Raw genomic sequence first — 21483 nt, 5'->3', positions numbered from 1 at the left:
GAAGAGCCGGCGCCATCAAGGCGCCGGCTCTTTGTCCACAATCCAGTGCTGATTCTGGACGAGCTGGTGGTGTGGCTGGGAAAGTCTCTGCCGAGCATGGCTCGGCATTACCGGCAATCCCTGCTCTACCAGATCTACGGCGATGTCACCTTGGCAGCGCAGGTGCGTATGCCGGCCTGTTCAACGGTGCTGATCAGGTTGACGGCTTTCAGCGAGGCAGCGGTGTCGTTCATGCAGCGCAGGTAAAGCGCACGGTTGCCGTTGGCGGTTGTGCGGCACAAACGATCCTGTGCCTGCACATTGGCGCCTGCGATCAAGCCCGGGTTCTTGAACAGCTTTACCCCCGTATCGCAGCTGCCGATGCGTGCAGTGCCTGCATTCAAGCTCCAGCCTTCGTCGACAAATGCCGCCAGGGTGAGATCGACCATGCGCCCCGCGTCAGTATTGGGGCTGTTGGCCGGCTCCATCAACGCATCCGGTATCAACACACTTTCAAAGTGCGAGAACGTCGAGCCGCTGGCAACCACCGCTGGTGCGTATAGCAACGGACGCCCGCTGGCATCGGCACCGGCATAGCGTCCGGCAACTTCTCCCAATGCCGCAGTCAGCGCTGTGCCTGCCTGTGCCGCTGCCTTGATCAGATTGGCATCGGCAAGGTTGACGCTCAGGGTCGGGATGGTCGCATTGACGCTGGGGTCTTCCGCCATGCCGGGTGCGGTACCCGGATCACCGGAGCTGGCGACGTTGCCGATGATTGCTGCGATCGCGCCTGCTGCCTGCGCGTTGGCTGCCTTGATCTCGAACGCGCAACCGCCGCGGTTGATATAGGCCACCTTGCCGCTGAGGCTGCCGGCCGGGATCGCTTGGCAGGCATCGGCGGTGTCGGCGGTGCCGTCGTTGGCAATGGTGACCGCGCCGGCGAAGTTGGCCGGTGTGGCGGGGGGGCCGAACGATGCGGTTCCAAAGAACTGCGTGACCACGCTGCTGCCGTTGACCGACAGCACGACGGCAGGGTCCAGCCACAGTGGTGTCTGTGCCCTGGTGGTTGCGCCGTTCCACGCGGGTGCGCCGCGGGTCTTGATCGATGTGGCGCGCAACGCGTTGGTCATGCTGGCTTCGGTGAAGCGTTTGCCGGACAGGTTGTCGTAGGCGTTCTCCGTGTAGACGTCGGAGTAGCCGTAGTACTGCGGGATACCGATGCGTTCGCCCAGTCGCCCGGTGGTGTAGCCGACGAAGCCGGAGAAGCCCAGACCATGGCCGATTTCATGCATCACCACGTCGAGGAAGCTGACCCGGTTGTCAGGTGCCTTGCCGTCCAGTCCGTAGTACCAGCCCGAGCCGGTCATGCACGGCGTGCCGTCCGGATTGCTGCCGCCCAGATTGTTGTTGAAGCGGCTGGTGATGTCGGTGCCGGCGCTGCTGATGGTGATGCGGCTGCCATTGAGTGCGTTGGCCAATGGAGCGTGATAGATCATGCCCAGCTCGGTCGCGGTCGGTGGCGTGGTTGCGATCCATGAGGCGCCGGCTGAGCCGAGGGTGCCGCCGGTAGCGGTACAGGTCAGGTCCTGGAAACTTGCGCCGACAAAGGTCTCTACATTGCTCTGCAGTACCGCGCCCCACAGATCGGCGGCAAATTGATAGACGATGCGGCGTTGTTCGCCCACCGTTTTGCCTGGATTACCGCCTTCTGGTGCACGCAGGGTGGGGTCGTTCAGGCCTTTGCCGGCTGGGTCCTGATTGATAGGGGTGATGATGGCGGCGTTTGCCGATGCACCGAGCAGGGCGCTGGCGATGACGGCGGAAAGTAGCAGCGTCTTCATTCGGACACCTCCTGTCTGCCATGCGAAAGCGGGGCGCCGTTCTCCAGGATCTGCACTTCACCAGCGGCGTTGCGCTCAACACTCAACGAGTTCAGCGCGGACAGGGGTAGGTCGGCCGTGCTCATGCCGTTGCTCTGCAGGCGCACGGTCTTGGCGGCATCGGTGCCGGTCTGTGGAATGCGCGCCCAGGCGGCATTGGCTCCGGCGGCGCTGCGGCTTGCCGAGGGCATTGCGTTTGCCTTGTCGGAAAGTGCGCGGATCTCGGTATCGGTGAGTTTGCGCAGCTTGCCGGTCTTGGCATCGATGCCGGCGACCATGCCGCTTTCGGTAGGGGTACTTGGGTTGCCGTCCGTTGGCGGCTCATGGGCCTGTACTGAAAGGCTGGCGGACAGTGCCAGCGCCGATAACAACAAGGAGGGTTTTGCCATTCTCATTTCCGAGCTCCGCTTACAGAGTGAAAAGCGATAAGGCTCCATCCATATGCGTGCGAAGCAGGCGTCCAACAGCCACGCTGATCGAACGCGCGTCACGCGCATTGGATGGTTCGTGTTCCCCCTGTCGGCAACTGGAGTGTGCCCTTAGATGAACCTCCGCTCAACCATAGTTTGATGGGTGTCACATAATGAATGGGCTTTGGAGTCGCCCGATCCGCTGAATCGGCCCCCATTGCCATCCGGACAATGCAAATTCCTTGCTGGCAAAGGCGGGTAACTGGTCCGAAAGTGCGCCTCGCGTTACGCTTACGTGATGTCGGAATTGATGGATGCACCTGCTCGTGTCATCTCCAGCCCCTGTATTGGCATCTGCGCGCTTGATGAGCAGGGCTATTGCCGTGGTTGCTGGCGCAATGGTGCCGAGATAGGTGCTTGGATGCGCATGAGCGAGGACGAGCGGCGGCGGGTAATGACACAGGAGCTGCCACGGCGCGCACGCCACGCGCAGGCGTTTGCTGAGCAGTTGCAGGGCCGTGATCGGCTGCAGCAGGCCTTGATGCCACTGACCAGGACGCCAACCGGGCCAGGGTGGAATCGTTCGGAACTGGAAGACCTGCTGCCGCCCGGGCCGCCGGTGGAAGCTGCGGTATTGGCGGGCCTGGTGCCGCGCGCGCAGGGCACGCAGGTGATCTTGACCCGCCGTACCGAAGGATTGCGCAACCATGGCGGACAAGTCGGGTTTCCCGGTGGCCGTATCGAAACCGTCGACCGCAATCCGCTGGCAGCTGCGCTGCGCGAGAGCGATGAAGAAATCGCGTTGCCGCGCAGCCAGGTATTGGCCCTGGGTTACCTGGACCCGTTCATCACCATCACTGGCTTCCGGGTAACGCCGGTGGTCGCGGTAGTGGACCCGGCGTTCATCGCGCGTCCCGAACCCGGTGAAGTGGCCGAGGTGTTCGAAGTGCCGCTGGATTACCTTATGGACCCGGCCAATCTGCGCCAGGTGGATATCGAGCATGGTGGGCGTGTCCGCCATGTCATGGAGTACAGCTGGCCCGGGCAGCGCATCTGGGGAGCGACCGCCGCCATTCTCTACAACCTTCGCCGTCGTTTGGAGCAGCTGGCATGAGCCAGACCGGAATCTCGTGGACCACGCTGATTGATGCAGCGGATCTCGCCAATGCCTTGGTGCAACCTGATTTGCGCGTGGTCGATGCCCGCGCTACTGCCAGCACTGCATTGCGGGTGGTGGACGCACGCTACTCGCTGGCCGACAAGCAATCCGGTATGGCTGGCTATACCGCCGGGCATATCCCCGGTGCGGTCTATGCCGATCTGGAGCAGGACCTGTCGGACATGCGCAAGCAAGGGCATGGCCGGCATCCGCTGCCTGAAAGCGCGGTCTTTGCAGCGCAGTTGGGGCGTTGGGGCATTGCTCCCGATACACAGGTGGTGGTCTACGATGCGGCCGACGGCAGCATGGCGGCAGCGCGCCTGTGGTGGTTACTGAAACTGATTGGCCATCGCAAGGTCGCCGTGCTCGATGGCGGTTTGGCCGCGTGGCAGGCAGCAGGGCACGCACTCGATGCGGCTCCGGTTGCGGCGCCATCGTTGCCCGCCTACCCAGGTCAGTTCGATATGACCCAGGTAGTCAGCGTCGATGAGGTGCAGTCGCGCTTGTCGCAGACGCCAGCATGGCTGCTGGACGCGCGTGCAGGTGAACGCTACCGCGGCGAAGTGGAGCCCCTGGATCGGGTCGCCGGGCATGTACCCGGTGCGCTGAACCGGCCGTTCGGCATGAACCTGCGTGATGGTCGTTTCCGTCCAGCACAGGAGCTGCGCGCTGAGTTGGCGCCGCTGTTGTCCGGGCAGGCGCCGGCGCAGATGGCGGTGATGTGTGGTTCGGGCGTCACTGCCTGTCATCTCGCCCTGGCGTTTGCGCATGCCGGTATGCCCGGGCTGCGTGTGTTCAGTGATTCCTGGAGTGGTTGGTCCAGTGATGCAAACAGGCCGGTTGCTACAGCTTGAGTAATCAGTACGCCGCGAGTGGGCGCGGTGCCGATGGGTATGAATGCTTCGGGGGAAGCGTGCGTTCATTGAAATGGCTAGGCGTAGCGCTGTTGGCGGCAGTTCTTGGTGCGTGCAACGCGCCAGGCAGCGGCTTGTCCGGCGATGCAGCGCGTCAGTATCTGCGCGAGGTTGAACAGTGGCGGACGCAGCGTCTGGCCGAGCTGCGCGCACCCGATGGTTGGCTCAGCTACACCGGCTCGGGCCGGCTCAAGACCGGTGCTTACCGGGTGGGCAGCGCCGCGGCCAATGATGTGGTGTTGCCCAGTGGTCCTGCCGAGCTTGGTTTCCTGCAGGTGGGCCGTGATGGTGAAGCCATCTTCACCGCAGGTTCCCGTGCGGGTGCTCAGATGAAAGGTCAGCCGCTGCAACGCGCGGTCTTGATTCCCGGAGTCGCTCATGTCAACGAGGCCAGTCGCGTTGAAGTGGGTGACTCGGAGTTCTATCTGGTGCGCACTGGCAGCATCCTGGGCTGGCGCTACCGCGACCCGCAATCGCCGCGGCGCCTGGCATTTACGGCTATCGAGCACTTCCCGGTCGACCCGAAATGGAATATCAGCGCGCAATGGCGGCCGTTCCCGGCGCCCAAGCAGGCGGTATTGCTGACCTCGATCGGTACCCCGTTGCCTGCGGTTGTGCCGGGTGAGGCAGTGTTTGAGGTCAATGGGCGTAGCTATCACCTGCAGCCGGTGTTGGATGAGGCCGCACCGCCATCGCGGCGCTTGTTCTTCCTGTTGTCGGACCGCACCAGTGGTCGCGAAACCTATGGCGGTGCGCGTTATGTGTACGCGGCAATGCCTACCGACGGTGTGGTGCAGTTGGACTTCAATCGCGCCGAAAACCCACCCTGTGCGTTCACCCCGCACGTGGTGTGCCCGATTGCGCCGGCCATCAACCGGCTGGATCTTGCGGTGACCGCAGGCGAGAAGTTCCAGTACCTGCCGCAGTAAGTGGCTGCCAGGGGCTGCTCAGTCCGGCAGCTGCTGCAGATCGATAGCCCGCAGCACCAGTTCCCACGGGAACATCGGGCCCGGATCGAGCTTGCGCTGCACGCTAAGCCCGGGGTCATTGCTGGCCGGTTCCAGTGCGGTATCCAACTGCTCATGGCCGGCGATGTAACGCAATGACGGCACTGCCTGCGGCAGCCATTCCAGCAACCTCACCAAGGCAGCGATCTGCGCTTCCGGGTAGGGCTCGCTCATGGCCTGGTTGTTGGAGTCGAACCAGTTTGGCCAACGCCCGCGGTTGACCAGCTCGATGCCGATCGAGCGCGGGTTGATGCCGCGCACGTGGTGGGCAACGCGGTCCAGCGCGACGTACTGCTGGATGCTGCCGTCGCGGTCGATGTAGTAGTGGCCGCTGTTACCGCTGCCGTTGTCGTAGAGCGCACGCTCACCGTATTCGCGTGCCGTGGCCAGGTCCGGCAACTCGGTGCAGTGGATCACCACCAGATCGATCTCGGCGGGTTTGCGCTGCGCCAACTGGCGTTCGTAGGGCAGCGGTTTGGCGATGATGGGGGGCGGCAGGTGCATGTGTGGATGCTAGCATTCGCGCATGATTTCCCCCACGACTTGCCGCCAGCCATGAGCCGCGGCCACTGCATTCTGTCGCACGGCTTCGAGAGCGGCCCGGACGCCACCAAGGTCACTGCGCTGGCCGATGTGGCCGAACGTCTGGGCTGGAGCCACGAACGTCCGGATTACACCGACCTGGACGCCAAGCACGAGATCAGCCGGGTCGGCGACGTGCCGGCGCGGCTGCAGCGGCTGGTCGAACGCGCGGCTGAGATGGCCGCACGCGGCCCGCTGGTGCTGGCCGGGTCCAGTCTGGGCGCCTATATCTCGGCGATCACCTCGCTGCAGGTGCCGGTGGCCGGGCTGTTCCTGATGGTGCCGCCGACCACAATGGGGCCCATGCCGGCGCTGGATGCCGCGGCGGTGCCGATCAGCGTGGTCCACGCCTGGAGCGACGAGCTGATCCCGGCCGCCGATGTCATTGCATGGGCGGCCGAGCGCAAAGCGCGGCTGCTGCTGGTCAATGACGGCCACCGCTTGATGCGCCATGTGGACGCCTCCTGTCAGGCATTTGAGGCCTTGCTGCGCGGTTTGTGAACGCGGCCGCTGGCTGAATCCGACGGCGCGACGGGCAACTGCCTACAATAGCGGCCTTGGATGCCCCGGGGCTGGCCACCGTGCCTGCCCGTCTGGCCGGCCCGATTCCCTTTCTGAAAGTTGATATCTCCCGTGAATTTCTTTGTTTCCTGCGCCAAGGGCCTTGAATACCTGCTCGCCGACGAACTGCTGGCGATGGGCCTGCCACGGGCGACCGCCACCATTTCCGGCGTCAATGCCGAAGGCGAACTGCGCGATGCGCAGCGCGTGGTGCTGTGGTCGCGTCTGGCCAGCCGGGTGCTGTGGCCGTTGCAGGAATTCGAGTGCCCGGACGAGAGCTCGCTGTATCAGGGCGTGGCGGCAATGCCGTGGGACCAGCACATCACCCCCGAGCTGACCTTGTCGGTGGACGCGCATGTGTCCGGCACCGCGATCACCCATGCGCGCTTTGCCGCGCAGCGGGTCAAGGACGGCGTGGTCGACAGCCTACGCGGGCAGGGCATGGAGCGGCCATCGGTGAATGTTGAGTTCCCGGACGTGCGCATCAATCTGTCGCTGCGCAAGGGCAGGGCAACCATCTCGATCGATCTGGGCGGTGGCCCGATGCACCGCCGCGGCTGGCGCATGGCGCAGAACGACGCGCCGCTGAAGGAAAACCTGGCCGCCGCCGTGCTGTTGCGCGCCAACTGGCCGAAGATCCATGCCGAAGGCGGTGGTCTGCTGGACCCGATGTGCGGCAGCGGCACCTTGTTGATCGAAGGTGCCCTGATGGCCGCCGACGTGGCGCCGGGCCTGCAGCGCCACGGCAGCATCCCGCCGAGCCGCTGGCGCGGTTTCGATCAGGCGCAGTGGAAGGAACTGACTGCCGAAGCGCGTGAGCGTGAGCAGGTTGGCCGCGCTGCGCTCAAGCAGGTCATCCACGGCAGCGATATCGACCCGCAGGCAATCCGTGCGGCCAAGGAAAATGCTGAAGTGGCTGGCGTCAGCGAAGCCATCTGGTTCGGCGTGCGTGACGTGGCCGACGTGCAGGTGCCGCCGCAGGAAACCGGTTGCGTGGTTTGCAATCCGCCCTACGACGAACGCCTGGCTGCTGACACCGTGCTGTACCGCCGTATCGGCGATGCGCTCAAGCGGGCGGTGCCAACCTGGCGCGCAAGCCTGCTGTGCGGCAGCGCCGATCTGGCCTTTGCCACCGGCCTGCGCGCGAGCAAGAAATACCAGATGTTCAACGGTGCCATCGAGTGCGCGCTGATCGTCTGTGATCCGATTGCTGTGCCAGAGCGCGAGAACGCCGGCCAGCCGCGCGAGCTCAGCGAAGGCGCGCAGATGGTGGCTAATCGCCTGCGCAAGAACCTCAAGAAATTCAAGAACTGGTTGAACCGCGAAGGCATCACCTGCTTCCGCGCCTATGACGCCGATCTGCCGGAATACGCGGCCGCCATCGACGTCTACCGCGAAGACGGTGGCAAGAACCGCACCTTCCTGCATGTGCAGGAATATGCGGCACCGGCCACCATTCCGGACGTGGACGTGCGTCGCCGTCGCAATGAACTGTTGGCGGCTGCCCGCGAAGTATTCCAGGTGCCTGCCGAGCAGGTAGCGCTGAAGTCGCGCGAGCGCGGCAAGGGCGGCAGCAAATACGGTCGCTTCGAGCAGCGCGGCGAGTTCATCCTGGTGCGCGAGAACAACGCGCTGCTGCGCGTGAATCTGTTCGATTACCTGGACACCGGCCTGTTCCTCGATCACCGCCCGCTGCGTACGCATATGGCGCAGGAAGCGCGGGGCAAGCGCTTCCTCAACCTGTTCTGCTACACCGGCGTCGCCAGCGTGGAAGCGGCGGTTGCTGGCGCCTCTTCGACCACCAGCGTCGACCTGTCGGGTACCTATCTGCAGTGGTGTGCCGACAACCTCGCGCTCAACGGCAAGGGCGGCAGCCAGCACACCCTGGTGCAGGGCGATGCGATGACCTGGCTGGAAGCGGAGAAGAACCGTTACGACGTGATCTTCTGCGATCCGCCGACCTTCTCCAACTCGGCGCGCGCTGAGGATTTCGACATCCAGCGCGAGCATGTGCGCCTGTTGCGTGCGGCGATGGATCGCTTGACCTCCGACGGCGTGCTGTACTTCTCCAACAACTTCCGCCGCTTCAAACTGGACGAGAATGCGGTTGCCGAGTTCGCCAACTGCCGCGAGATTTCCGCACAGACCATCGGCCCGGATTTCGAGCGCAACGCCCGCATCCACCGCGCCTGGGAACTGCGCCGGATGTAATGCCGGCGCGCCTCAACTGTAGTGCCGAGCCATGCTCGGCAGAGGCCTTCCCGGTAATGCCGACCTGTAGTGCCGAGCCATGCTCGGCGGAGGCCTTCCCGTTAATGCCGACCTGTAGTGCCGAGCATGGCTCGGCACTACAGGTCGGCATTAACGGGAAGGCCTCCGCCGAGCATGGCTCGGCGCTACCAGGAGCATTTCTAGTAAAGCCCCAGCCGAGCATGGCTCGGCTCTACAGGCTTGCTGCCGCCATCCCCACGACCGGCAACGCCCACGCCAATGGCGCTATCCAGCGCGGGCGATACGGGTACAGACCGAACGCCAGCAGCAGGCCGGCGACGGTCATCGCGCCCAGCCACCACACCGGCCCCATCGCCCAGCCGTTGCGCCATACGCATAGCGCGAACGCGGCGGTCAGCAGACCCCAGCCCAGCCAACGCCATAGCCGCATGCGCGCGGCACTGGCACCGGCTTTGCCATGCAGCTCCAACTGATGCTTCTCCATCGCCAGCGACAAGGCCGCAAACGCAGCGAACGACAAACCAAGTGCGAGCAGCATCATGCGCTTGCCTCCGCCACAACAGCGGCCTGTTGCCGGCGCTTCTTCTCGGCGGCACTCAACGGCGGCTGCCAATGCTGCATGCGCCAGCCGCAGTACGCCAACATTGCGCCGAAGGCGATCATGGTCAGGTCGAAACTCGCCAACACCCAATCACTGGCAGCAATGGTAGTGCCAAGGTGCGCCTTCGTGGTGAAGGCATTGAGCACGGGAATCAGCGCAAACAACGCCGCGCCCACATACAGCTGGCATGCCCACATCATCCGCTTCGGCCAGATGAAGGCTGCCAACAGCGATGCACCCCATGCGTAGAAGAACACGCTGACCTCGGCGTCGCTGCGCTCGGCCAACTGCACCGGCAGCAAACGGTTGCCCCAGAAGTAGGCGGAAAAGGCAATCGGCAGACCGGCGACGGCGCCGATGTTCAAGGCATCGACCAGGCGCAGGCCAAAGCCAGTCTTGCCGGACTTGGCATGTTTGGGCCGTTCCTTCACCGCCCACAGCACCACACCGCTGGCCACCATCAGGCAGCCGATCAATCCGGACAGGAAGAACAGGGCGCGCAGGCCCCAGTCAGCAAAACGTGCCAGATGCAGGCCATACATCACGCCCCGCGTCTGCGTTGCACCACCTGCGTTGGGGCTGGCTTCCAGCAGCTCGCCACTGACGGCGTTGTAGCGCAGCGACGGCGTATCCACCGACAGGCGCTTGCCATCGCGCTGCTGGATGTCGACCACGGCGTTGGCGGCGCCTGGCCGGTACACAGTGAAACCGCCGATGTCAGCCCCATTCCACTGCTTGCGCGCGCTGTCCATCAGCTGTTGGATCGGCACCGGCGCTGCTGTTCCTTGCCCTGGCGATTCGATATCCGCCATGCGCGCGAAGGCTTCACTGAAGAACGCATCCTCGTCCTTTGGATAGGCAGTGCTCACGCCCCATGGCAGGTACATGAACATCAAGGTGACGATGCCGGTGTAGGTGATCATGGCGTGGTACGGCAATGCCATCACGGCGCTGACGTTATGGAAGTCCAGCCATGAGCGCAGACCTTTCTGTGGGCGGAAGGTGAAGAAGTCCTTGAAAATCTTCTTGTGGGTGATGACGCCGCTGATGATCGCCACCAGCATGAACATCGCGCAGAAACCAACGATGTAGCGTGCCCACACCACCGGGATGTAATGCAGGTCGAAGTGCAGGCGATAGAAGAAATCGCCACCACGGGTTTCGCGCGCGGTGACTTCATTGCCGGTGTTGGGATCGACGGTGGCATCGCCGAAGCGGCCACCACCACGGCGACGGCGCTTCTCGCCTTCGACTGGCGGCGTGACCATTGATTCGGGATTGCGCCAGAACATGCGCAGCGCCGGATTGCGGGTATCGGGCAGGGTGACGCTCCAGCTCTCGGCCTGCGGTGCCTTGTGCTGCAGGAAGCTGAGCGCGCGGGCGGCGGCATCGTCGGCGCTGATCGTGCTGCGTGGCAGCTCAGGGCGCATCCAGCGGCTGATTTCTTCGCGGTAGTAGCTGGCGGTGCCGGCCATGAAGATCAGCAGTAGCAACCAGCCGACCAGCAAGCCAGTCCAGGTGTGCAGCCACGCCATCGATTGGCGGAATCCGTTCTTCATGCTGCCGCTCCGAACCACTGTGAGCCCAGCCACAACAGCGCGATCGGAATCAGAATGCCCATCCAGGCACGCAAAGCGCTGCGGGTGGCGAAAGCCCATAGTGCAGCGCAGGCGCACAGCACGATGGCGACCAGCATGCCGGTCAGCACGGCCTGGCTGCGGGCGATGGGCAGGGCCACGGCGAAGAACATCGAGCATGTGGCGGCCAGCGCGTAGCCGCCGACGATGGCGGCAAGCGAACGCGACAACACGCCCAGCCAAGGGCGCGCGAAGAAACTGCCAAGACGGGTGTACCAAGGGCTGGCGAGAGGCGTGCTGTCCACGGGAACCTGCAAAGTTGGATCAATACGGACGCCACCGGCAAAGCCGGTGGCGTGGAATAAGTCGGCCGTCCCTGGCCGCCACTGCGAAGCAGTGGTTTCCCTGGAGGGATTACAGCTTCCAGCGCAGGCTCAGGCGCACGTTGCGCGGCTCGCCCCAGTTGACGCCGTCATAGAAGCCGACGTTGCTGTAGTACTTCTTGTCGAGCAGGTTGTTGATGTTCAACTGCGCGGAGAAGTTGTCGTTGAACTGGTAACCGGCGAACGCGTTGAGCAGCACCACCGCGTCCTGGGTAATCGGCGATTTGTAGCGCTTGCCGCTGGTGATGTAGTCGTCCGCGGGGCGGTTGCTCATGCGCCAGATCTCGCTCTGCCAGGTGGCACCGCCGCCCAACGACAACCGGCTCCATGCACCACCCGGGCGCCAGCTGGTGTTGAGGCGGAAAGTGTTGACTGGCGTGGTGGTGTTCTGGCGCACTCCGTCCTTGTTGCGGATGACTGTGTGCGCGTAGCCGGCAGACAGATTCCAGTGTTCACTGATGCTGCCCTGGGCTTCCACTTCCCAACCCCTGACCTTGTTGCCCTTGCCGGTGGAACGGTGGGCGGTGGCGCCATTGGGCAAGGAGTTCTCCGGCACCGAATCATCGACTTCGGCGACGTTGTCCTTGACGCCCTTGAACACAGCAGCAGCGGCATTCATGCGGCCGTCGAAGAGTTCAGCCTTGACGCCGGCTTCCCACATGTCGCCGACTACAGGCTCCAGGTAGTGGTTGTTCTTGTCGCGGAATTTCTGCGGCTGGAAGATGTCGGTGTAGCTGGCGTAGGCGCTGAACGACTTGCTGAAGTCATAGATCAGGCCGGCATAGGGAGTCAGCGAGTCATCCGGCTTGTAACCGTCACGGTTGGTGCGCAATAGTTTTCCGGAAGCGTCACGTTCGTACTCCCATTCGCGGGTTTCCCAGCTGCCGTAGCGTGCGCCGAGCACCGCCATCAGTGGATCGGCAAGTTGCAGGCGTGCAGCAACATAGGCAGCGCGCTGCTTGAGCTCATCCTGCGAGGACAGCCAGTTGTAGCGATTGACCTGCAGCGGCGCCACGTCGCCGGTCCAGTTACGCCAATCCGGAACCTTGTCGTAGCCATCGGCGTAGTCGAAATCCGAACCTGGGACTTCGCCCTTGCGCACCGACTGGCCGAGGCCGACCACCAGTTCGTGCTCGCGGCCGAACAGCTTGAACGGGCCGCCGGCATTGAGGTCGAACACCTGCATGTCACCACGTTCGCCGAACGCGCCGATGTAGGCGGTCACGCCGGTACCGTCAGGACGCGGGTAGCCAGATGCGCCGTACCAGACATTGCCTTCGGTCTCGCGCTTGGAGCGGGTGTAGCTGGCTTTGATCGCCCAGTCGTGACCCAGACTCTGTTCGAGTCGTGCGAACGCAGTCTTCTCGACGATAGGCCAACGGCTCCAGCGTGCCGAGAAGTTGGTCGAGCGCGGCAGGTTGGCTGGCTTGCCATTGACGCCCCAGTACGGCACCACGCCCCACGTAACGCCCGAGGTTTCTGGCGATTGGTATTCGTAGCCGACTTCAAGCAAGGTGCTGTCGCTCAGGTCAGCCTGGACGATGCCGTAGAACACGTTCTTGTCCAACTTATAGACATCGCGGAATGAATCGCTCTGCTGCTTGGCGGCGACGATGCGTGCGCGCACGCGGCCATCCAATGCGACCGGGCCGCCGATATCCGCTTCCAGGCGCTGGTTGCCCCAGCGGCCGAGCATCAGGTTGGCGCTCATCGCGAACTCGTCGGTCGGGCGCTTGCGCACGTAGTTGATGGTGCCCGATGGGTCACCTGCGCCTGTGGTCAGGCCGGTGGCGCCGCGGACTACCTCGATGCGGTCATAGATGACGCTGTCGTTGTTGGTCTTGATGTAGCCGCCGAACGTATTGAGCATGCCATCAACCTGGAAGTTGTTGATGGTGTAGCCACGCGAGACGAAGTTGATGCGTTCGCTATCAGTGACGGCCACATGCACGCCGGTGACCTGGCCCATCACGTCGGACATCGCGTACAGGCCCATGTCATCCAGGCGCTGGCGGGTAAGCACAGTGACCGACTGCGGCGTGTGCCGCAGCGACAGATCCAACTTGGTCGCGGTGCTTGCCTGCTTGACCGTGTACGAAGTAGGGATATCGGCGTCGGCGACGACCTTCACCGTATCCAGATTGGTGGCGGCGGGCGCTGCTTCTTCCGCCCACGCGGCGGCGCTGCAAAGGGCGACAGAAAGTGCGGCGGCCAGCAGTGCAGGCTGCGGCAGGGTCGGGCGGGAGGACATGGTGGATTCCTGTTGGGCAAAAGGATTGCCAACCACAGGAATCGCCCACGGCGCAGCCCGCACAATACGTGGATGCCCCGGGTACTACCGCTCCCGCCAGTTGGCCTGCATGCACGGCGCGGCCGGCTACGGCGCGCGTGGCATCAGTTCGGATATCGGGGGTACACGGGGCGTGGCGGGATGGAGTGAAACGTCCATGTCGCACGAGGCTGGGCGTACTGCCTAGGTGGTAACGATAATTGTTCGCATTTAATTAAGCAAGCAGATGTGTCACCGCTTTTCGCAGGCCTGCGCTCTCGTTTTCGTAAGGATGGGGCGAGCGCTACGCACCACGTCACGCCATGCCAGTGCTGTGGACACCTGGCGATTGATGACGTTTGCAAGCAACAACGGCGAACGTCCGCTTGTTTCATTCCACAGCGCTACGCGCTGTATTTGTCATCGCCGGGCAACACGTTGTTACGAGAATGCGAAGCTCCCTGCAGGCACTTGCCTGAAGCAGTCTTTCGAATTCCGGAGCAGCCAGTGAAGCGTTGTGCGTTGTCGATTGCAGTTGGATTGGTGGTATTTGGTGGCGTGGCTAGCAGTGCGCGTGCGCAACAGGTGGAGGCAGCGCCAGCAGCAAAGGCGACCAACCTCGACGCGATGATCGTCACTGGTACGCGTGGTTCCAATCGCACCCAGTTCGATACGCTGGCGCCGGTGGATGTGTTCTCGCAGGAGGAAATCCAGGGCATCGAGTCTTCTGATCTTGCCGACGTGTTGGCGCAGTTGGTGCCCTCGTTCGTGGTGCAGCGTATGCCAATGAACGACGGACAGGTGTTTGTGCGGCCAGCCACACTGCGTGGCTTGTCGCCGGACCAGACCCTGGTGTTGGTCAATGGTCGCCGTTTCCATCGCTCGGCTCTGCTGGGCGCACGTGGTGCCCAAGGGCCGGATCTTGCGCAGATTCCGAAGAGCGCGATCCAGCGCATCGAAGTGCTGCGCGACGGTGCCTCGGCGCAGTACGGCTCCGATGCGATTGCCGGCGTGATCAACATCATTCTTGATGACAGCGTTGGCACCGAAGTGAGCATGGGCGTGTCGCAGTACAGCGAAGGCGATGGCACCTCGCGCAACGTCGGCGCACGTACCGGCATTGCATTGGGCGACACTGGCAGCCTGTCCTTGTTCGCTGACTACGACAATTCCGATGCGACCTCGCGCACCCGTCAGCGCGCCGATGCAATCGCTTTCCAGAACAAACACCCTGAATTGAAAGTGCCAAACCCGGTACAGCGCTGGGGCCAGCCTGAGCTTGAGAGCAAACGCGTAGGCTTCAACCTCAAGCACTACCTGGGCGAAACCACCGAAATCTACGGCTACGGCCTGTATGGCAAGGGCGAGGGCCTGAGTGATTTCAACTGGCGCAACCCTGATGGCACCGCCTCGGTCTACAACACCACGGCGGTGTTCCCGGGCTGGGATGTGCGCACGCTGTACCCGACTGGCTTCAGCCCGAAGTACGGCACCGACTATGACGATCTGCAGCTGCTGTTCGGTGTGCGCGGTCGTATTGGCGAGAATCTGGACTGGGATGTAAGCGGCAGCTTCGGGCGCAACCGCATCGAGTACACGCTGGGGAACTCGATCAATGCCTCGTTGGGGCCGGACAGCCCTACCTCGTTCTACCTCGGTCGCCTGAGCCAGGAAGAGCGCAACCTCAACGCCGACTTCGTTTACAGCCTGCCTTTGGCCGCGCTGGCGTCGCCGGTGAATGTCGCCTTCGGTGCCGAGTTCCGTGAGGAGACCTATGGCGTTGATGCTGGTGACCCGGCGTCGTATGCAATCGGCCCCGGTGCGGTCGCGGGACTGGCGGGCAACTCCAATGGTGCGCCTGGCTTCAGTCCGGCCAATGCCGGTAGTTGGGACCAGCGCAGCTACGCCGCCTATGTCGACGTGGAAGTGCCAGTTACCACGCGTTGGAGTTTGGGCGCTGCAACGCGTTACGAGCACTTCTCAAGCTTTGGCCAGACCGTGGATGGCAAGCTGTCCTCGCGCTTCGAATTCACCCCGGACTTCGCCCTGCGTGGCTCGGTGTCCACCGGCTTCCGCGCGCCGACACCTGGCCAGCTTTACACCACCAATACCCAGCAGGGCCTGGACACGGTGACGCTGCAGGTGTTCACCTCCGGGCGTCTTTCGCCCAGCGACCCGCTGGCACGCATGTTGGGCGCAAAGGATCTGAAGCCGGAGCAGTCACGCACCGCATCGCTGGGCTTGACCTGGCGCAACGACGCTGGCTTCTCGGGCTCTGTGGACCTGTACGACATCAAGGTAACCGATCGTTTCAGCCAGTCGGCCGCATTCCAGATTCCGGCCGGCGTTGCCAACCCGATGGGTTATACCTCGGTGAGCTACTTCACCAATGACTTCGACACCACTACGCGCGGCATCGATCTGGTTGGAAGCTATGCCACCGAGCTGGGGGCGGGTCGTTTGAACCTGACCGTCGGCTGGAACTACAACAAGACCGAAGTCGACAAGGGCGATACCGGTGTGGCGACCAATGCCAGTCAGCGCGTGGTGTTCGAAGAGCGTCTGCCGCGGCAGAAGGGCACATTCAGTGCCAACTACGACATCGGTAGTTGGAGCGTACTTGGCAAGCTGCGCCATTACGGCGCGTGGACTGATTCCTCGGGCAATGCCACCGGCGATATCTTCCAGCGCTTCGGTGCCATGCAGTTCTTCGATCTGGCAGTGAGCTACCGCATCAATGCGATGCACTCGCTGCGGGTCGGTGCTGACAATGTATTCAACCGCTATCCAGATGAAGCGACCTTCCAGGCCAGCCGCGGTCTGATCTATTCGCGCAACGCACCGTACGACACTGACGGCCGCAACGTCTATGCCGAATACCGGTTGAAGTTCTAAGCATGGATGCCAATCGACGTCGTCTCCTGCGCTCGGCGGCGATGTTGCCGCTGATGGGCGCCGCTGCCGGGGCGTTGGCTTCGGCCAAGCCAACAGCGTCACTGCCAAGCGCACCGGCAGGCAGGTCTGCCGCGCAGTTGGCCACGGATGAGACGTACTGGGCGGAAGTAGCTGCCCAGTACGAGCTCACCGATGAGGTGGTGATGCTGGATAACGGCTATTGGGGAGCCATGGCGCGGCCGGTGTTGCAGGCCTATCAACAGGCCACCGCTGAAGTGAATCAAGGCAATGCCTGGTTTGGCCGTGTCGAGTTCCCGAAGCGGGCGCGTTTGGTGCAACAGCGCTTGGCATCGTTCCTCGGCGTGGGCGAAGACGAGCTGGTACTCACCCGCGGTGCGACAGAAGCCTTGCAGGCAATGATCGGTGGTTACAACCGGCTGCAGCCGGGTGACCAGGTGCTGTATGCCGATATCGACTACGACAGCACCATCACTGCGATGCGCTGGCTGCAGCAGCGGCGCGGGGCTGAGCCGGTGGCGATTGCCCTGCCGGAGCCTTGCGATGCGGCGACGGCAGTGCAGGTCTATGCCGATGCGCTGGCCAGATATCCGCGCCTGAAATTGATGTTGTTGACGCAGGTTAATCATCGCAACGGCGTGCTGCTGCCGGTGGCCGAGATTGCGGCGTTGGCCAAGGCGCGCGGTGTGGATGTGATCGTCGATGCTGCGCATGCGGTGGGTCAGGTGGACATGCAGGTTGGCGAATTGGGGGCTGACTTTGTCGGGATCAATCTGCACAAGTGGATAGGCGCACCGGTAGGCGTTGGTGCGATGTATGTGCGGCGTGGGCGGGTGGCCGATATCGACCCGTACATGGGTGACCCGGATCGCGGTATCGCCAGTCGTATCCATACGGGTACGGCCAATTTCGCGGCCTTCCTTGCTTTGCCGGCGGCCTTGGATTTTCATGCCGCCATCGGTGTGCAGGCCAAGCGCGAGCGTCTGTTGCTGCTGCGCAACCGTTGGCGCGATGGGGTGCGTGAAGTGCAGGGTGTGCAGCTGCTGGGTAGCGATGAAGTAGCGCTTAGTAGTGCGATTTCTTCGTTCCGGCTGCAGGGGCGCACATCGCTTGAGCAGAATGTGGCGATTGCTCGGCAGTTGCTGGAGCAGCACGGTGTATTCACCGTGCACCGGGATGGTCTGGCGGAGGGCGCGTGCGTGCGGGTGACGCCGGGGATATTCACCTCGACCGCGCAGATTGATCGCTTGGTGGATTCAGTGCGGGCGGTAGCAGGAAGCTTGTAGGAGCGGCGTAAGCCGCGAAGCTGACGCGTATTCAATTTCACTGATCAACCGCAATCGAATGATGCGGCTTGATTTTGTGGATTGCAGAAATATCGCCGGGTTGAAGGGATGCCGGCTTCGCGGCTGACGCCTGCCCCAAAAGGAGCGCCGGCTATTGTAGGAGCGGCGTAAGCCGCGAAGCTCACGAGCCGTCAAATCACCGTTTTGGTTGCAATATGGAAATGCGCTTGGCTTATCCGGATCGCGGAAAGTGCGCTGGCCTGATGGGGTGCCAGCTTCGCGGCTGACGCCGCTCCTACAACAGCGCGGTTAGAACTTCAGCCAGCCGGTCAGGGCATGCAGCAGCAGGCCGATCAGGCCGCCTACCAGGGTGCCGTTGTAGCGGATGTATTGCAGGTCACGGCCTACGCTGAGTTCCAGTTGTTCGACCAGTTTCTTTTCATCCCATGCTTTCACGGTCTGGGCGATATGGCTGGTGACGCCACTGCGCAGGCGATTTGTCAGCTTCTCTGCACCGGCCAGCATGTGCTGGTTCAGGGCGTCGCGCAGGGCAGGGTCGTTGCCGATGGTGGTGCCTAGCTTGCCCAGGCTACGCTCCAGATGAGCGGCGAGGGCGGAGTCTTCACGTGATAGGTCCGCACGCAGGTAGTCGTGCACACGTTGCCACAAGCCCTGCACGTAATCCTGCACTGCCGGGTGATCGATCACCTGTTGTTTCAATGCATCGACCTTGGCAGCCAAGGCCGGATCTTCGCGTAGACGGCGGATGTAGTCGGCGATCCACGCAGCGTAGTCCTGGCGCAACGGATGCTCGGGCTGTGACAGGATCGCCTGCAGCTCTTCCAGGCCGGCGCGCGCCAGTCTGTCGGCCAAGGAATCGCCGATCTCGTCGATGGGTTTGACCCAGTCCACGGTGCTGGCCAGCTTCGGCCACTCTTTGCGGATGTAGCGTACGATCAGGGCGGATGCTTGCTGCCGCACCTTGTCGTTGTCCAGCCAGTGGGCGACGCGGGTGAGGCCTTCATCGAGCACGCGCTGATGGCGGTTGTCGGCGGTAAGCAGGCCGAGTAGTTCGCCCGCGGTTCCTGCTGCGTTCCACTGTCGCAACTGGGCAACGACGAAGCCCTGAATGGAACGGCGCACGGCCGCTTCATCGAGCAGGTCCAATGCCTGCACCGCCCAGCCACGCGCCATGCCGGCCAGCATCTTTGCCTGCGCGGGTTGTGCCAGCCATTCGCCCAGGCGGGTAGCCGGGTCGAATACCTTCAGCTTGGCCAGCAGTGCTTCCGGTTCAAGGAAGTGGTCGCGGACAAACACCGCCAGGCTGTCGGCGATGCGCTCCTTGTTGCGCGGAATGATGGCGGTATGCGGAATCGGCAGGTTCAGTGGCCGCCGGAACAGCGCGACCACCGCGAACCAGTCGGCGAGAGCGCCAACAGTAGCCGCCTCACAGAAGGCGCCAACCCAGGCCCACACGCCGCGTTCGCCGTTGACGTGGCTGACGATGAAGCCGGCGAGCATCGCCAGCAGCATCGCCACGGCGTACAGCTTGAGCCGTCGCAGTTGCGCGCGGCGCGGATCGTCCTGTGGGCTCACGGTTTACTCGACGTCCTTCTTGCTCACGGTGCGGCGGAAGCAATGATTGCCGGCTGGATGCGCCCACTCCCCTGCATTGCCGCGTTGGGGGCCCTCCGCGGTGCTGGTGTCGAATTGCGCGCACAACTCGTAATGGGTGGCATCCAAGGCCCGGTAGCGGTAATCGGGCCCGCCAGCAGGGTCCTTGTAGGTCAGGATCATGCCGGGTTGCGCGGCGAGGGCGAGGATGTTGGGCGGTAGTGCGTCGTTCTCGCGCCAGTAGTTGCCGGCTGCTATTTCAAGCGTCCGCAAATGCGATACGCGCGCATCATCCAGCCGCTTGAGTCGCTGTTGCGATGGAGAATCGATGACCCAGACGCCGGCTGCGATTGCTGCTGCAGTGACGATGCCGGTTGCCCAAAGTACGCGGGTGCCCCAAGCGGTACGGCTCATGACTCGACCTCCTCTTGGCGCAGGTCCCATAGGTAGTAACCGAACACGGTGCCGGCGATGACGCCAACCACCAGTACCTTGAGCAGGAAGCGCAGGCTGAGGTCACCGCTTAGCAGGTTGTATACCAGTGCGGTGAGGTCGCCAATCAACACTGTGGCCGCCACGAACAGGGTCAGATAGGTCAACCAACGGCGTACTGGCGACAAACGTTTGATTGGATGCTTGTCCACGTCGCGGCTTACGCGATGGGCGGCGAAGACGAATACCGGGAAGGCAATCACCAGCGCCGAGATCGCCCAGCGGATGCCGCCGCTCAGTCGCATCAGCTGCCAATCCGGATCCGCCGGATCGGGCAGGGCGTACTGGATCAGCTGGAACAGCAGGCTGCCCAGGTTCCAGGCGAAGAAGTACAGCGTGCTGAACAGCACCAGATAGGCGAAGGCTTCGCGCGCCGACAGCGAGGCGCGTGGGCGTGGCACCGGTAGCGGGAAATCCACTTCGGCCCAGCCATCAAGGACGCCGCTGATCTGCTGTTCACTCCAGCCGGCGGCCAGCAATGCGCTGCTGACCTGCTGGCGGCTGTGTCCGCGCATCAAGGCGTCGCGGACAAAGGTTTCAAGTTCGGGAGAGGCCGAGGCCATCACATGCTCCTTGCAGGGATGACCGCAGCCTAGGGTGCCGGCTCAGCGCAATCAAGCGTCGATGGGTTCTTCGACCTGTGCGGCCAGCATGCGCGCGCGCAGTGCATCCAGTTCCATGCGCAGGGCCTGGTTCTCGGCGGTGAGCGAGGTCACGCGTTGGCGCAGGGCCTGCAACTCGGCGCTGTCGCTGCTGCCGTCGAGGCCATCGGCTTCGGCCATGCTCAGCGGCTGTGCATCGTCATCGGCATCGTCACGCGCCGCCTTGGGCTTGCGCTTGGCATCACGCACGCGTTTTGCCGCCTGCTTCAGCTCGTCCTTGCCGCCACGCGCCGCTGCGCGCTGCTCGTCTTCAGGCAGGCTGGCCACAGTGGCTGCCGCGCTGAGCGAGATCGCGCCAACACGCATCGCCTCGATCACTTCGGCGGTGGCGTGGTCGTGGATCTTCTCGATCATCGTTACCTGGCTGGGGCTGAGCTTGGCCTCGCGGGCCAGATCGGCCTTGGACAGCTTGGGTGCCGGATCCCACGGCGGGCTGTCGCTGTCGGCGGCAGCGCTGGGCGCAGCTTCACCTTCGCTCTCGCGGCGCAGTTGCTCCTGCTCGCTGCGGCGGCGGGTCTCCAGAATGTCGCGCTTGCGCAGGGCGAGCACGCCGCGCTGGTAATCGGACACACTGCGACGGCCCAGGTGCTGCTCGATCATCCAAAGGTGAACGTCGTCCATCGACTTGAAGCGGGTGTTCTGCACGGTATTGAAGGCGATGCCGTGCTTGGAACAGATGCCGTAGCGGTTGTGGCCGTCGATCAGTACATCGCCCCAAAGCACCAGTGCGTCGCGGCAGCCCTCGGCCAGCAGACTGCGCTCCAGCGCGTCGTGCTCGTCCTGCGTGAGCGGATCGATATAGGCCTTGAGTTCTTCGTTGACGATGATGTCCATGAGCGATGCCAGAAACGTGGAGCGGCATTGTGAAGCCAGCAAGGGCCACGGCCAACCCTTGTATTTGCGGAAAATAACAGGTTCGTGCCGGTGCGCTACGGTGGCCGGCGTACTATGAACGCCTGCTA

General features: G+C 63.3%; 18 protein-coding genes. 7 read left to right on the top strand and 11 right to left on the bottom strand.

Features of this window, described 5'->3' with window-relative positions; translation table 11 throughout:
* Positions 1 to 134: 134 nt before the first annotated feature.
* Both ACVOLZ_RS07520 and ACVOLZ_RS07515 read right to left on the bottom strand, forming a co-directional pair.
* A complete protein-coding gene (locus ACVOLZ_RS07520; protein ID WP_481515632.1) occupies positions 135 to 1820 on the bottom strand; it encodes a PA domain-containing protein in 1686 nt (561 codons plus the stop codon).
* Positions 1817 to 2248 carry a post-PEP-CTERM-1 domain-containing protein gene (locus ACVOLZ_RS07515; RefSeq protein WP_481515631.1) on the bottom strand — a complete coding sequence of 144 codons (432 nt, stop codon included), beginning with the start codon at positions 2246 to 2248 and terminating at the stop codon, positions 1817 to 1819. The genes ACVOLZ_RS07520 and ACVOLZ_RS07515 overlap by 4 nt, the downstream gene beginning before the upstream one ends.
* Positions 2249 to 2579: 331 nt before the next feature.
* Between ACVOLZ_RS07515 and ACVOLZ_RS07510 the strand changes: the two genes are divergently transcribed.
* From ACVOLZ_RS07510 to ACVOLZ_RS07500, 3 genes are all read left to right on the top strand, one after another.
* Positions 2580 to 3383, top strand: coding sequence for a CoA pyrophosphatase (locus ACVOLZ_RS07510; RefSeq protein ID WP_481515643.1), 804 nt, complete (start codon positions 2580 to 2582; stop codon positions 3381 to 3383).
* Positions 3380 to 4282, top strand: coding sequence for a sulfurtransferase (locus ACVOLZ_RS07505; RefSeq protein ID WP_481515630.1), 903 nt, complete (start codon positions 3380 to 3382; stop codon positions 4280 to 4282). Before ACVOLZ_RS07510 ends, ACVOLZ_RS07505 begins: the two co-directional genes overlap by 4 nt.
* Before the next feature lie 68 nt (positions 4283 to 4350).
* Entirely contained in the window at positions 4351 to 5271 is a 921-nt protein-coding gene (locus tag ACVOLZ_RS07500) for a DUF1684 domain-containing protein (RefSeq protein WP_481515642.1), read from the top strand.
* 18 nt (positions 5272 to 5289) lie between these two features.
* Here the strand turns inward: ACVOLZ_RS07500 and ACVOLZ_RS07495 are convergent, their stop codons facing one another.
* A complete protein-coding gene (locus ACVOLZ_RS07495) occupies positions 5290 to 5853 on the bottom strand; it encodes an N-acetylmuramoyl-L-alanine amidase (RefSeq protein ID WP_481515629.1) in 564 nt (187 codons plus the stop codon).
* Between the two features lie 51 nt (positions 5854 to 5904).
* On the opposite strand from ACVOLZ_RS07495, the gene ACVOLZ_RS07490 reads away from it, so the two are divergent.
* Both ACVOLZ_RS07490 and rlmKL read left to right on the top strand, forming a co-directional pair.
* Positions 5905 to 6432 carry a hypothetical protein gene (locus ACVOLZ_RS07490; RefSeq protein ID WP_481515628.1) on the top strand — a complete coding sequence of 176 codons (528 nt, stop codon included), beginning with the start codon at positions 5905 to 5907 and terminating at the stop codon, positions 6430 to 6432.
* Between the two features lie 132 nt (positions 6433 to 6564).
* Entirely contained in the window at positions 6565 to 8703 is a 2139-nt protein-coding gene (rlmKL, locus tag ACVOLZ_RS07485; protein ID WP_481515627.1) for a bifunctional 23S rRNA (guanine(2069)-N(7))-methyltransferase RlmK/23S rRNA (guanine(2445)-N(2))-methyltransferase RlmL, read from the top strand.
* Positions 8704 to 8935: 232 nt separating this feature from the next.
* Here rlmKL and ACVOLZ_RS07480 read toward each other — a convergent pair whose 3' ends face one another.
* The 4 genes from ACVOLZ_RS07480 to ACVOLZ_RS07465 form a co-directional block, all read right to left on the bottom strand.
* Positions 8936 to 9265, bottom strand: a complete 330-nt coding sequence (locus ACVOLZ_RS07480) for a DUF3325 domain-containing protein (RefSeq protein ID WP_481515626.1) — start codon at positions 9263 to 9265, stop codon at positions 8936 to 8938.
* Positions 9262 to 10884 carry a PepSY-associated TM helix domain-containing protein gene (locus ACVOLZ_RS07475; protein ID WP_481515625.1) on the bottom strand — a complete coding sequence of 541 codons (1623 nt, stop codon included), beginning with the start codon at positions 10882 to 10884 and terminating at the stop codon, positions 9262 to 9264. Before ACVOLZ_RS07475 ends, ACVOLZ_RS07480 begins: the two co-directional genes overlap by 4 nt.
* Positions 10881 to 11207, bottom strand: coding sequence for a DUF3649 domain-containing protein (locus tag ACVOLZ_RS07470; protein ID WP_481515624.1), 327 nt, complete (start codon positions 11205 to 11207; stop codon positions 10881 to 10883). The genes ACVOLZ_RS07475 and ACVOLZ_RS07470 overlap by 4 nt, the downstream gene beginning before the upstream one ends.
* Positions 11208 to 11316: 109 nt before the next feature.
* A complete protein-coding gene (locus ACVOLZ_RS07465) occupies positions 11317 to 13536 on the bottom strand; it encodes a TonB-dependent siderophore receptor (protein ID WP_481515623.1) in 2220 nt (739 codons plus the stop codon).
* 525 nt (positions 13537 to 14061) lie between these two features.
* Here ACVOLZ_RS07465 and ACVOLZ_RS07460 point away from each other — a divergent pair.
* Positions 14062 to 16449, top strand: a complete 2388-nt coding sequence (locus tag ACVOLZ_RS07460) for a TonB-dependent receptor plug domain-containing protein (RefSeq protein ID WP_481515622.1) — start codon at positions 14062 to 14064, stop codon at positions 16447 to 16449.
* 2 nt (positions 16450 to 16451) lie between these two features.
* Positions 16452 to 17753 (top strand): aminotransferase class V-fold PLP-dependent enzyme, encoded by a 1302-nt coding sequence (locus ACVOLZ_RS07455; protein ID WP_481515621.1) that lies wholly within the window; start codon positions 16452 to 16454, stop codon positions 17751 to 17753.
* A 309-nt stretch (positions 17754 to 18062) separates the two neighbouring features.
* Here the strand turns inward: ACVOLZ_RS07455 and ACVOLZ_RS07450 are convergent, their stop codons facing one another.
* Genes ACVOLZ_RS07450 through ACVOLZ_RS07435 form a run of 4 tightly spaced genes read right to left on the bottom strand, consistent with a single transcriptional unit; the run spans position 18063 to position 21355 of the window.
* Positions 18063 to 19349: a DUF445 domain-containing protein gene (locus ACVOLZ_RS07450; RefSeq protein WP_481515620.1), complete on the bottom strand. Its 1287-nt coding sequence runs from the start codon at positions 19347 to 19349 to the stop codon at positions 18063 to 18065.
* Positions 19350 to 19352: 3 nt separating this feature from the next.
* On the bottom strand, positions 19353 to 19781 hold the full coding sequence (locus tag ACVOLZ_RS07445; RefSeq protein WP_481515619.1) for a hypothetical protein: 429 nt from the start codon (positions 19779 to 19781) through the stop codon (positions 19353 to 19355).
* Positions 19778 to 20422 carry a DUF5671 domain-containing protein gene (locus tag ACVOLZ_RS07440; protein ID WP_481515618.1) on the bottom strand — a complete coding sequence of 215 codons (645 nt, stop codon included), beginning with the start codon at positions 20420 to 20422 and terminating at the stop codon, positions 19778 to 19780. Before ACVOLZ_RS07440 ends, ACVOLZ_RS07445 begins: the two co-directional genes overlap by 4 nt.
* Before the next feature lie 51 nt (positions 20423 to 20473).
* A complete protein-coding gene (locus ACVOLZ_RS07435; RefSeq protein ID WP_481515617.1) occupies positions 20474 to 21355 on the bottom strand; it encodes a ParB N-terminal domain-containing protein in 882 nt (293 codons plus the stop codon).
* Between the last annotated feature and the right edge of the window lie 128 nt (positions 21356 to 21483).

The sequence above is a fragment of the Stenotrophomonas sp. STEN020 genome, from assembly GCF_056760195.1.
This window is presented reverse-complemented; position numbering and strand designations above follow the sequence as displayed.